At 38.1% G+C, this 12,347-nt stretch carries 11 protein-coding genes; 7 read left to right on the top strand and 4 right to left on the bottom strand.

Annotation, left to right across the window (positions count from 1 at the left end; genetic code table 11):
- Positions 1–484: 484 nt before the first annotated feature.
- Together ahcY and AC1DPQ_RS04995 are read left to right on the top strand one after the other, a co-directional pair.
- Complete coding sequence (ahcY, locus tag AC1DPQ_RS05000) at positions 485–1,801, top strand: adenosylhomocysteinase (protein WP_029277793.1); 1,317 nt, start codon at positions 485–487, stop codon at positions 1,799–1,801.
- Between the two features lie 308 nt (positions 1,802–2,109).
- Positions 2,110–2,451: a DUF6370 family protein gene (locus AC1DPQ_RS04995; protein WP_477608222.1), complete on the top strand. Its 342-nt coding sequence runs from the start codon at positions 2,110–2,112 to the stop codon at positions 2,449–2,451.
- 290 nt (positions 2,452–2,741) lie between these two features.
- On the opposite strand, the gene AC1DPQ_RS04990 is transcribed toward AC1DPQ_RS04995, so the two are convergent.
- Positions 2,742–3,722: a polysaccharide deacetylase family protein gene (locus AC1DPQ_RS04990; protein ID WP_477578320.1), complete on the bottom strand. Its 981-nt coding sequence runs from the start codon at positions 3,720–3,722 to the stop codon at positions 2,742–2,744.
- 60 nt (positions 3,723–3,782) lie between these two features.
- Here AC1DPQ_RS04990 and AC1DPQ_RS04985 point away from each other — a divergent pair, with 60 nt between their 5' ends.
- A complete protein-coding gene (locus AC1DPQ_RS04985) occupies positions 3,783–3,905 on the top strand; it encodes a hypothetical protein (protein ID WP_262890336.1) in 123 nt (40 codons plus the stop codon).
- Between the two features lie 139 nt (positions 3,906–4,044).
- Here AC1DPQ_RS04985 and AC1DPQ_RS04980 read toward each other — a convergent pair whose 3' ends face one another.
- Positions 4,045–4,425 (bottom strand): GtrA family protein, encoded by a 381-nt coding sequence (locus tag AC1DPQ_RS04980; protein WP_477608220.1) that lies wholly within the window; start codon positions 4,423–4,425, stop codon positions 4,045–4,047.
- A gap of 1 nt (position 4,426) precedes the next feature.
- Positions 4,427–6,067, bottom strand: coding sequence for an ArnT family glycosyltransferase (locus AC1DPQ_RS04975; protein ID WP_477608218.1), 1,641 nt, complete (start codon positions 6,065–6,067; stop codon positions 4,427–4,429).
- Between the two features lie 83 nt (positions 6,068–6,150).
- Between AC1DPQ_RS04975 and AC1DPQ_RS04970 the strand changes: the two genes are divergently transcribed.
- The 3 genes from AC1DPQ_RS04970 to AC1DPQ_RS04960 all read left to right on the top strand — a co-directional run bounded on the left by AC1DPQ_RS04970 (position 6,151) and on the right by AC1DPQ_RS04960 (position 8,775).
- Positions 6,151–6,867, top strand: a complete 717-nt coding sequence (locus tag AC1DPQ_RS04970; protein WP_477578315.1) for a pyridoxine 5'-phosphate synthase — start codon at positions 6,151–6,153, stop codon at positions 6,865–6,867.
- Between the two features lie 97 nt (positions 6,868–6,964).
- The gene (locus tag AC1DPQ_RS04965; protein ID WP_477578314.1) at positions 6,965–7,855 is read left to right on the top strand and encodes an EamA family transporter; all 891 of its coding nucleotides are present in this window, start codon (positions 6,965–6,967) and stop codon (positions 7,853–7,855) included.
- 356 nt (positions 7,856–8,211) lie between these two features.
- A complete protein-coding gene (locus tag AC1DPQ_RS04960) occupies positions 8,212–8,775 on the top strand; it encodes a hypothetical protein (protein WP_477578312.1) in 564 nt (187 codons plus the stop codon).
- 223 nt (positions 8,776–8,998) lie between these two features.
- Here AC1DPQ_RS04960 and AC1DPQ_RS04955 read toward each other — a convergent pair whose 3' ends face one another.
- Complete coding sequence (locus AC1DPQ_RS04955; protein ID WP_477578310.1) at positions 8,999–9,847, bottom strand: hypothetical protein; 849 nt, start codon at positions 9,845–9,847, stop codon at positions 8,999–9,001.
- Between the two features lie 343 nt (positions 9,848–10,190).
- On the opposite strand from AC1DPQ_RS04955, the gene gcvP reads away from it, so the two are divergent.
- Positions 10,191–12,347: aminomethyl-transferring glycine dehydrogenase (gcvP, locus tag AC1DPQ_RS04950; RefSeq protein ID WP_477608216.1), on the top strand; the 2,157-nt coding region annotated here is incomplete at its 3' end.

Below are 12,347 nucleotides of genomic sequence, written 5' to 3'. Positions count from 1 at the left end.
GACCAATACCGCACTGATGTTCTTTTCTGTCATTACTTTTAAGGCATCTAAAACAGAAATATTTTCTGATACCGAGATAATCCGTACCTGTTTGGTATCTAACAAGTGTTTTACGCTTTTCATAAAACTTAATTTGGTTATAACAATTTAAGAAATAATTAGCTGTAAATCAAAGTTTTATTTTATGTTGTTCTCAGCTTTACAAACAACGCACAGTTTTATATATGCTAAACCTGGCAGGAATGGCAGCCTCCGTCCCGATTTTACATCGGGATTCATTGGAGCTATGATATATGGCAGGACCGAAGCTGAGCTAAGAACTATAGGACTTGCTTTTCAAAAAATAGCTAAGACATGAAGTATTGGGACTTGTAGTGAAAATAGAAGTACTATTTTACAATCTGTAAACTTGCTTGTACTTTTAATTATTTGGCTTTCACAAAGGGATGTGGTAACTTTGCATTTCATTTTAAAACAAATAATTATGTCATCAGTAGAGACTTCTTATATCCCTTACAAAGTTAAGGACATTTCACTGGCAGAATGGGGCCGTAAAGAAATCGGATTAGCCGAAGCAGAAATGCCAGGTTTAATGAGTTTACGTAAAGAATTCGGTCCAACACAACCGTTAAAAGGTGCGCGCATTGCAGGTTGTCTGCACATGACCATCCAAACGGCTGTATTAATCGAAACATTAACTGCACTGGGTGCTGAAGTTACCTGGTCATCTTGCAATATTTTTTCTACTCAGGATCACGCTGCTGCTGCAATTGCTGCTGCTGGTATTCAGGTTTATGCCTGGAAAGGTTTAAACGAAGAAGAATTCGATTGGTGTATTGAGCAAACTTTACACTTCGGTCCGGAGCAACAACCATTAAACATGATTTTGGATGATGGTGGCGATTTAACCAATATGGTTTTTGACAAATACCCTGAGCTGATTGCAGCTATTAAGGGTTTGTCAGAAGAAACTACAACTGGTGTTCACCGTTTGTACGAAAGAATGAAAAACGGAACATTGCACTTACCTGCAATTAACGTTAACGATTCGGTTACTAAATCTAAATTCGATAACAAATACGGATGTCGTGAGTCATTGGTTGATGCGATCCGTCGTGCAACTGATGTAATGATGGCTGGTAAAGTGGCTGTTGTTTGTGGTTATGGCGATGTGGGTAAAGGTTCTGCAGAATCTTTAAGCTCGCAAGGTGTACGTGTTATTGTTACCGAAATTGATCCGATCTGTGCTTTACAGGCTGCAATGGAAGGTTACGAAGTTAAAAAATTAGCTACTGCAATTAAAGAAGCTGATATCGTAGTAACCACTACCGGTAATTGTGATATCGTTCGCGAGCAACATTTCAGAGCATTAAAAGATAAAGCGATTGTTTGTAACATCGGTCACTTCGATAACGAAATTGATATGGCTTGGTTAAATGGCAATTATGGCGATACCAAAGTGGAGATTAAACCTCAGGTTGATAAATACACCATTGATGGTAAAGATGTAATCATCCTGGCCGAAGGTCGTTTGGTTAACTTAGGTTGCGCAACTGGTCACCCAAGTTTTGTAATGAGTAACTCATTCACCAACCAAACTTTGGCTCAATTGGAGCTTTGGACCAACACTGGTGCTTACGAAAACAAGGTTTATACTTTGCCTAAACATTTAGATGAAAAAGTAGCACGTTTACACTTAGAAAAAATCGGTGTAGAATTAGATGTTTTGGATCAACACCAGGCTGATTATATCGGTGTACCGGTAGAAGGTCCTTTCAAAGCAGATACATACAGGTACTAGTTCAGTTTACAGTTTTCAGTTCGCAGTAACTGAAATTTAATAATATCAAAGGGATGTGCAAATTGCATGTCCCTTTTTTTATTCCCTCCGATTCATTGGAGGAGTGCCTGCAAGGCGGGGTGTCACTAAGTCTGGGTGAGTCTCCTATTTTTTGAAAACGTTGGTTCCTGTTCTCTTCGGAGGTTTCAGTCCTGCTGTACACTTTATCCCGATAGAAGAATCGGGATGTTCGTTTCCATCAGGTTTATTTTACAAAGAATTGTGGTTCTTTCGCCCTTGAAAACTTACATTTGAAAAAAGAAGAAATGATGAAAAAGTTAATATTTGCTTTAATTCTTTGTGTATTTGCGTTTTCTGTAAATGCCCAAACCACGCCTCAAAAAGCTGCATCAGCAAAAGTAATCACCAAACAAACGGTAGATATTGCTTGCGGCGAATGCCAGTTTAAAATGAAAGGTAAAGACTGCGAGTTAGCAGTAAAAATAGATGGTAAATCTTATTTTGTTGATGGAAAAGGGATTGATGATTTTGGCGATGCCCATGGCGAACATGGTTTTTGCAACGCCGTGAGCAAAGCGGAAGTTACTGGCGAAATCGTGAACAACCGCTTTAAGGCGAAAGAAATAAAGTTATTGCCGGTTAAGRAATAGTTTTACCGCAAAGAAGGCAAAGTTTTTCGCAAAGATGCGCTAAGGATGATTTAAAACTATTTGAACCTAGCTTTGTGTTCTTTGTGCCTTTTTGTGTGCGCTTTGTGTTTAAAAATGCAGTAGATGTTTTAAGGTGAAAGAAATAAAGTTATTGCCAGTTAAGAAGTAGGTTTACCGCAAAGAACGCAAAGCTTTTCGCAAAGAGGCGCTAAGAATGATTTAAAACTATCTGAACCCAGCTTTGTGTTCTTTGTGCCTTTTCTTTGTGCTCTTTGCGGTTAAAAAGCAGGCTATTCAAATTCCTTTTCTAGCCCCTCTCTTAAATCGAAAAGTAGCCATTGTTTGCTTTTCACATCTGCCTGTCTGGTTTTTAGCAACTGGATGAAATCTTTCACCCCGATTTCTTCATTCCCGTTGCCGTGGATCAATACAATACTGCCCGTATTCGGCTGTTGTCCTTTTGCCAGCCAGGCATCACTGCCAATAGGAATTAATCCGTAGGCCTCGATCTTTTCTACAATGGTCTTATCCGATACCAAGCCGGGGAAACGGAAAAATACAGATGGCGTTAAACCATTTTTGAGCATCAGTTTTTCATTCTCCAATACCTCGACATCTAAATTGGTTCCAGAGGCCAATAGAAAGTTTTCAGCTAAGGGTAACTTATTTACTTCGTGGTTGTAGGTATGGTTTACCCAGGTGATATTTAGTTCCTTTTTCTCTACCAGACTTTTCAGCCAGTTCAAGTCATCTTGATGTTTCAGCATCCATTTGCCAGAAACAGAAATCGCGAGTGGCGCAGGCTGTTCTATCTTTTTAAATTCATCAAAAACAGATTGAAAAATAATCCTGTCTAAAGCCTTGTGCGAGGGACAAAGGTCGATCGTTAAGGTAATCCCCTTTTCGTTCGGGATGGCATGATCTATCCCTGCATTTTGAAGCTGTAGATCTTTAGCTGCCGCTGCTTCTATTGATTTAATATAAGCTGTGTTTTTGAAAATCGCCAATACATTTTGAAACTGTAAGCTGCTTGTGGTATAATTACTGGCCAGATCTACTTTGTTATCTAAAGTTTCTGGATTCACCAGCAATAAATATTTTTGATTATTTGCGGAAAAACTTCTAACTGCAATCAGCTTTTCGTTATCGCGGGCGGCTGTAGCAAAGTTTACCTTGTAGCGTTTGATATCATCAAAATTTTGTGCAAAAACTTTAATACTAAAAAAGCAAATGGAAAAAATAATGAGAAGCAATGATTTAGATAACTTCATATTTCCTTATTTAAAATCTTTCTAATTTAAGCCAAATCCATTATCTTTACAAACATCGCCATGAACAAAGAAAAAGTAAAATTATGGTTTAAGCGGGTGGGGCTGGTTGGGTTTTTATTCTTCCTGATTAAAGGATTAATATGGCTTGTAGTTTTCTACTTTATTGGCAAAAACGTTACCTAAATAGTTCATTTGTTCACTGGTCATTCGTTTATTAATGCCATACCAATTACATAATTAGTCTTCTAAGTCAAGCGTCATCCTGATCCGATAGCTATCGGATTTGTTTCAGGATCTGTTTCGAAAGTATTCCAAAACTTTTCTATCTAAAAGTAAATAACATATTCGCGAGGAAATTCCACACAAAAACAATCACTATTGCAAAGAATTTGGCTACGTAAAAATTGGTTCCGTTTTTCCTTTGGTGGAACAGGTAAATGATAAAGGTGTTTAGTCCTAAACCGATTAAACTCACCACTAAAAACTTGCTAAATTCGGTTCCCCAATGCGTATTGGTACTTTCGAAAGTCCAAACCCGGTTAATCAGATAATTATTGGTTACCGCCAAAGTAAAGCMGATGGCATTAGAAATATATTTATTTATTTTAATCTTTTCCTTACACAACCAGGTCGCGCCGAAATCTATTGCCATCCCGAGGAAACCTGTTAATCCAAATTTTAAAATGCGGAAGAATAAATCCATGTTAATGTATTTTAACCAAATAAAATCGCTCTAAAACCTGAGGGCGTGTTTTTGCGTTTAAAAATTTACCTGTGAGTTTGGTGGTATGAAAATATTCAAACGATTTTAGAACTTCAGCATGGTATTCACTTTTCAATTTTGTTAATTCCTGTTCTGGAATGTATATAACCAAGTCTTTTAGGTGCTTTGATTTGTCGAGATCGGTATAATTATGAATATATTTTACTTCACCAGGGRCATAAAAATCAAAAGAAAACGCAYCTATATAATTTAATACTGCAGGTTTAGCAGTAGGGTAATTTTGCTTTAACCAATTACCTGCCTGCATACCCGATTGATATTTTAAAAGGGCCGGGTAGAAAAAAATGAAGAGAAATATCATTAAACCAACAGATAAAAATGCACTTCTGGCAATGATGGTTTCCAATAAAATGCCTTTAAATAGTAAGAAAGAGATGGCGAGAACAACAATCAGGATGCCGATAATTAAATATGGGCTTTCAAATCCAAAGAAAAAGGCTAAGACAGAAAGTAAGGCAATAACCAAAATGAAAATGATGTTCTGTATAATGAAGAAGGTTTTTAAACCGTTGCCACCAAGCTTCCTTAAGTACAAGGCTGTGATGATCGAAAACTGAGGAAAGATGATCAATATATAATGCGGCAACTGAAATTTAGAAAGCGAAAAGATCAGAAAAGTAACCGCTGCACTTGCCCAGATCATAATGCTTTCGGGCGCTAAAGCTATTCTATTTTTTCTTTTGAATAGATTTACAACGGCCGTATAAAATAATACAGACCAAGGAAGGAATGCCCAAAGGGTAGTGTGTAGAAAAAAGGAAATATCCCCTTTGCCTTTAATTGGACCATTGTTAAAAAACCTTCCGAACTGACTGTCCCAAAAGAAAAATTTTAAACCCGAAACACCGGTTCTTTCAAAAACGATTTTTTCGGGATGCAGATCGAATTGTGTGTAAAGTGAATACAGCTCAGGGGTAATAAAAATAAAAATCAAAAGAATGGCGATATACCATTTTGGTTTTAAAAGCTGACGGTACTGTTTTGTAAGCAACCAGTAGATAATAAAACCGGCAAATACAGGAATCAATACAAAAATTCCTTTGATCAATATCGCGCAGGCCGCAAAAAATGAACCTGCTACAATGTGCCAGAAAGAATTTTGATGTGCTTTATAATAATGGTAAATAGATGCTAATGTAAAAGTGGTAATATAAATTTCGGCCCTAACATCAAATGTAGAGGTGATGATATGCAAGGCACTTAGAAAAATTACCGCACTGATCAATCCGGTTTTTTCATCGTATATATCTTTGGCTAATTTGTATAAATACCACGCACCCAGTAAACCGAACAGAAATGATGGTAACTTATAGGCGAAGGATGAGATTCCAAAAATTTTAAAGGATGCTGCAGAAATCCAAAAAGTGAGGTGAGGTTTGTCCAACCAGTCGGCCCCACGGCCATAAAGGTTAAACCAATCTTTAAACAGGATGATGTTTTTAGACATGGAAGCATACAATGCGCCATCGGGCTCCATCACGCCACCAAAAAGTGCTGGTATACTCGCAATTGCAAGTAAAACGATCAGGAATTTATATAGTGTTGTATCTTTTAAGTTCATTTACAAGAAGCAAATATGAGCAAAAAAAAGTCAAATTTTTTTAAGGTTTAAGATTAACAGAGGCAAAGCCTTATCTTTGCTTCATGACAAAGTTATCGGTTAATATCAATAAAATTGCTACACTTCGCAACAGTCGCGGGGGTAATAATCCTGACCTGGTTAAGGTTGCATTAGATTGCGAACGTTTCGGTGCACAGGGAATTACCGTGCATCCAAGACCTGATGAACGCCATATCCGTTACCAAGATGTTTACGATTTAAAGGCTGTTATTGCGACAGAATTTAATATTGAAGGAAATTGCAGAGAAGATAAATTTGTTGATCTGGTTTTGGCCAACAAACCTGCTCAGGTTACATTAGTGCCTGATGCCGAAGGTCAGATTACTTCAAACCACGGTTGGGATACGGTTAAACATAAAGACTACCTGAAAGAAATGGTTGCCGTTTTCCAGAAAGAAGGCATCCGCGTTTCTATTTTTGTAGATCCGGTTGTAGAAATGGTTGAGGGTGCTGTGGAAACCGGAACAGACCGGATTGAATTATATACCGAGGCTTATGCACATAATTATTTTGCCGATCGCGAAAAGGCAGTAGTGAGTTACATTGCTGCGGCACATCATGCCAACAAATTAGGCTTGGGAATTAACGCGGGGCATGATCTGGATTTACACAACCTACATTATTTTGCGCAGAGCATCCCAGGTTTATTAGAAGTTTCAATTGGTCATGCGTTAATTAGCGATGCACTTTATTTAGGTTTGGAAACCACCATTCAGAAATATTTACAACAATTGGTTTAGTTTTTAACCACAAAGTACACTAAGAAGTGCACAGAGAAACAGAGCCTCTGCGTACTCGGTGAAAGACTCTTTTCCTCTGTGGTTAGATAATATAAATATGTTAAAAGGAATTCTCCTTGTTTTTTTTGGTGCCTGCAGTTTTGGTATCCTCTCTACTTTTGTTAAACTGGCTTATCATGAAGGTTATACGCTGGGTGATGTTACAGGGGCTCAGGCTTTCTTTGGTGCCGTAATTTTATGGGTACTATTTTTCTTTCAAAGCAGAACCGCTGGTTATAAAGCCAAAACAATTATCATTAAAACACCTTGGTGGAAAATGGTGCTGGCAGGAACATGTACTGGATTAGTGAGCGTGTTTTATTATCAATGTGTAAAACTTGTGCCAAATTCGGTAGCCATCATTTTGTTAATGCAGTTTATCTGGATGAGTATTTTAATGGAATACCTCGTCTTTAAAAAGAAGCCCACAGGCTTACAGCTCCTGGCAATCCTGTTGGTCTTAGCTGGAACTGTTTTGGCCAGCGGAATGGCTGAAACAAGTATCAAGACCATGGATTTAAAAGGGATTGGTTTCGGTTTGTTGGCTGCAATTTCTTATGCAGGCTTTTTGCTACTGAGTGGCCGGATTGGAAATGAATACGCTCCATTGCAAAAAAGTGCCTTGATGATTACCGGTGCCTGTATATTGATCTTCATTATTTTTCCGCCAATATTCTTGTTTAACGGTGCTTTAAATGGTAGTTTATTAAAATGGGGATTGATTATCTCCGTTTTCGGTACGGTTATTCCGCCTTTATTCTATGCAGAAGGCGTACCCAGAATTGGAACAGCCATAAGTTCGATATTAAGCGCCGCAGAGTTGCCCGTTGCTGTGATGATGGCGGGTTTTGTGTTACAAGAGCAGGTATCGTTTTTAAGGTGGGTTGGCGTTGTGGTAATTTTATCAGCGATGGTTTTGCCGAATTTAAAATATCTAAAAAAGAAGTAATCTCGTTTTTACCACAAAGTACACAGAGTGAAGGCACAGAGGGCACAAAGCCGGGCCATTATTTTTAACAATTAAGGATGTAGGGTGCCTGAAATCTCTGTTCTCTCTGCGAAAACTTAGTGCACCCTGTGGTTTTATATTGGTTGTATATCAAAAAGAAATAATCTCGTTTTTACCACAAAGTACACAGAGTGAAGGCACAGAGGGCACAAAGCCGGGCCATTATTTTTAACAATTAAGGATGTAGGGTGCCTGAAGTCTCTGTTCTCTCTGTGAAAACTTAGTGCACTCTGTGGTTTATATTGGTAGCATATCAAAAAATTAAATATCTTTAAAAAAGCATAAAGCATATACACATGAAAAAACTTACTATTTATATTTTATCCTTTATCATCGTCGGATTAGCCGCATGTAAAACCAAAACGACCATCAATCAGGACGAAGCTGCTGAGGTAATTACAGATTATTTAAAAGCCAATCCCGAATATAAAACCGCCAGGTTTAATTTTGGGGAGATCAAATTCAACAGCACAAACGACATGTTCGAGCTTGGGAAATATAAATCCTTAGCGAGTAAAGGTCTGGTTTCATTAAGTTTAAAGGAAGCAAAGAAAAAATTCTTATCGAAAGATAGCAGTTACGTTTATCAGATCACTTTAACCGATAAAGCAAGTCCGCTGGTGTTGAAACAGGATGGTGATAAGGCAACCGTAAAAGTTGTAGAATATGTTTTAGCCGATGAAAAGCCTGTAGATTTTGCACAGGTAAATTCCAGTACAGCCAAAGTTACGGTATCACTTAAAATGACAACAACAGATTTCGAACCCTTTGATAAAGACGCCAATAAAAACAGCAACTTCATTACCAAAACCTATAAATTAAAGCTGAGTAAAGACGAGGGTTGGAAGGTGCAGAAATAAGTTGAAAGAATAAAGCTAAAAGCCTAATCCCTATTGCGCCCTGTAACCTCTGTTTCTTGTAGGGCCCGATGTTTTTAAACCCGACAGCAGCGAAAATCCTTTTTGTTTGCAGTAATCTTCAGTATGACAAGAGAGTAGCAAAAAGATTGTAGCAAATGGCGGGAACAAAATGAATTTTAGCATAGCCATTGCTTTTCAAACCTATATGATATGCAAAAATTAATTACGAATTCTTTTTCCGCAGATAGGTTTTAAGCTTCTTAAAAAGATCTTCTTTTTTAGGCCTTTCCTTACCGCTATGTGTTAAATTGTTGTCGTAATGGTTTAGCAGTTCTGCAGCATAATCTTTTTGAGCTTGATTACCCGACCTTAATACCTCGATAAACCGAACGGCATTGTGATTTAAGGTGCTGTTAAATGAAACGGCATAGTATTCACTCCGTTCCGATGGATTTCTATTTTTATTGTTTTCCTCGGCGCCATTTTCTGCAAAGTAATCGGCATGAAGAATAAGCGGGTTTAATTTTTTCAATCTCTTAGTACCTTTACGCTCATTCCTCCATGGATGTTCTTTTTTATAGAGTTGGGCAAGCAGAAAATCTTTTTTCCAAAGGGTAATCTGGTGCGACATTAAATAATCTGATGCCTCATTATCGATCTCCGCAATATTAAATCCTTCGATAAAATTAATGGTTTCTTTCGTTTTGTAAACGCCAGAACTATGGAGTTTAACCTGTTGCCAGCCATTTTTAGTCGCCTGTTCGAACAGTACTGTAAAGAACCTAGGATTTACGGGTTTGCTTAACCACATATCTTCCTGGAAATAGAGTACATATTCTTCGTTTATATTACTTAACAGCGTTACCAGGCGATCGGCCCATTCGCCGTTGCCCGATTTGATGTTTGTAAAGCCATTCACATCTGCGTTTTTTACTTCTGTAGCGAAATAATAATTACATGGTATTTTAAAATCCCAGTTTTCTGAGAAAGTGTAATCAAAACCTTTATAAAGAAATTCGTAACTATCGCAGGCATGAACTAAAAGTGCGACGTTATTTTTGCAAGTTGACATAAAAGAACACAGGTAAGTAGGTTTCAAATTTACGGAAATGCTTTTTTTCTTTCCTTTGGTAGCTGATATTTTACGTTGTAGCTACTTATTGATTCGGCTCAACAGGATGCAAAAAGACTGAAGTTAACCATGGCGACAAACTTAAATTTCGGAAGAGCCATCGCTTTCCTAATAATGGGTTAATCAAATAAAAATGAACAAACGTTTGTCTTTTAGTTTGTGCATAAAATCTACCTATTTTGTCGCTTTTAACCGCAAATAATACTCCTTTTTTACACTGATATATAGCAAAATACAGCTTCGTTTTTGCTACCTTTGCACGCAAATTTATTATTCATACCGCATGAGCTTAAATATCCATTACAAGGAAGATTTTCAAAATCGTCATATTGCACCAAATGAGGCAGATACAGTCGAAATGTTGCAAGCTGTTGGCGTAAATTCTATTGATGAGCTGATTGAACAAACTGTTCCGACGGCAATTAGGTTAAAACAGCCGTTAAACTTGCCTGCAGCGAAATCAGAAACTGAATATCTTGGTGCTTTAAAACAAACTTCATTGTTGAATAAAGTTTTCAAAAGCTTTATCGGACAGGGTTATTATGATACTATTACCCCGGGTGTAATTTTACGTAACGTATTCGAAAACCCAGGATGGTACACACAATATACACCATATCAGGCAGAAATTGCACAGGGCCGTTTGCAGGCTTTGTTAAATTTCCAAACGATGGTTATCGATTTAACCGGAATGGAAATTGCCAATGCATCTTTATTGGATGAAGGTACTGCTGCTGCTGAAGCGATGTTTATGCAATATAGCTTGCGTAAAAATCAGGCTGCTAAAAAGTTCTTCGTTTCTGAATTGCTTTTCCCTCAAACGATCGATATTTTAAAAACACGTGCTAATCCTTACGGTATTGAACTGGTGATCGGAAGTCATTTAGATTTCATAGCCGCTGAAGATTTCTTTGGTGCAATTGTTCAGTATCCAGCAGGAAACGGTGAAGTTTTCGACTACAAAGACTTTGCATCGGCATTGCACAATCAAAATATTAAATTAACTGTAGTTGCCGATATTTTAAGCTTAACCTTATTAACGCCTCCGGGCGAATGGGGAGCTGATGTGGTAGTAGGTACTACACAACGTTTAGGTGTACCAATGGGTTTTGGTGGGCCACACGCTGCATTTTTCGCAACTAAAGAAGAATATAAACGTAACATCCCAGGTCGTATTATCGGTGTAACCATTGATAGTCATGGCGATTATGCTTTACGTATGGCTTTGCAAACCCGCGAGCAGCACATCCGTAGAGATAAAGCAACATCAAACATCTGTACCGCACAGGCATTATTGGCGATTATGGCCGGTTTTTATGCCGCTTACCATGGTCCGAAAGGATTAAAAGCTATTGCAGAACGTACTCACGGATTGGCCATCAGCTTAGCTTCTACGTTGAAAGGTTTAGGCTTTGAGCAGTTAAATTCTGCTTATTTCGATACGATCCGTTTCGATTTAGGCGATTTAAAAGGTGGTATCCATTCTGGATGTATCGATAACGAAATCAACTTAAATTATTTTGGTAACGTCGCAACTATTTCGTTCGATGAAACCAGCACTTTCGAAGATGTAGCTTTAATTGCTAAAATCTTTGCTAAAGTTAAAGCTATTGCTGCCGATCAGGTTGAAGTGGTAGAAAATGTAGAAACGGTTATCCCTGCTTCATTACAACGTACCTCAGCTTATTTAACACACCCAATCTTTAACGCACATCACTCAGAGCATGAAATGTTGCGTTATATCAAATCATTAGAAGCAAAAGATTTATCGCTTTGCCACTCGATGATTGCTTTGGGTAGCTGTACCATGAAATTAAATGCAACGGCAGAGATGATTCCGGTTACCTGGTCTCACTTTGGTCGCATCCACCCGTTTGCACCTGCTGATCAGGTATTGGGTTACTATTCGGTTTTCAATGAGCTTGATAAATGGTTAAGTGAAATTACCGGATTTGCCGCAATGAGTTTACAACCAAATGCTGGTGCTCAGGGCGAATATGCAGGTTTAATGGTTATCCGTGCTTATCACCACGATAGAGGCGATTTCCACCGTAATGTGGCGTTAATTCCTGCTTCGGCACACGGAACAAACCCTGCTTCTGCTGCAATGGCCGATATGAAAATTGTTGTAGTAAAATCTTTAGAAAACGGTAATATCGATGTTGAAGATTTAAAAGCGAAAGCAGAATTACACAAAGACAACTTATCGTGTTTGATGGTAACTTACCCATCTACTCACGGTGTGTTCGAAGAAAGCATTATCGAAATCTGCGAAACCATTCACGCTAATGGTGGACAGGTATATATGGATGGTGCTAATATGAATGCACAGGTTGGTTTAACAAGTCCGGCCAATATCGGTGCCGATGTTTGTCACTTAAACTTACACAAAACTTTCTGTATTCCTCACGGTGGTGGCGGTCCAGGTATGGGCCCAATC

Source organism: Pedobacter sp. 01T416_2 (assembly GCF_056398925.1).
This window is presented reverse-complemented; position numbering and strand designations above follow the sequence as displayed.

Bases quoted from the DNA above. Each gene is read 5' to 3' on its own strand.
- AC1DPQ_RS04985 (WP_262890336.1), top strand. From the start codon at position 3,783: ATGAACAAAGAAAAAGTAAAATTATGGTTTAAGCGGGTGGGGCTGGTT.
- AC1DPQ_RS04965 (WP_477578314.1), top strand. From the start codon at position 6,965: ATGTTAAAAGGAATTCTCCTTGTTTTTTTTGGTGCCTGCAGTTTTGGT.
- AC1DPQ_RS04960 (WP_477578312.1), top strand. From the start codon at position 8,212: ATGAAAAAACTTACTATTTATATTTTATCCTTTATCATCGTCGGATTA.
- ahcY (WP_029277793.1), top strand. From the start codon at position 485: ATGTCATCAGTAGAGACTTCTTATATCCCTTACAAAGTTAAGGACATT.
- AC1DPQ_RS04955 (WP_477578310.1), bottom strand. From the start codon at position 9,847: ATGTCAACTTGCAAAAATAACGTCGCACTTTTAGTTCATGCCTGCGAT.
- AC1DPQ_RS04990 (WP_477578320.1), bottom strand. From the start codon at position 3,722: ATGAAGTTATCTAAATCATTGCTTCTCATTATTTTTTCCATTTGCTTT.
- AC1DPQ_RS04970 (WP_477578315.1), top strand. From the start codon at position 6,151: ATGACAAAGTTATCGGTTAATATCAATAAAATTGCTACACTTCGCAAC.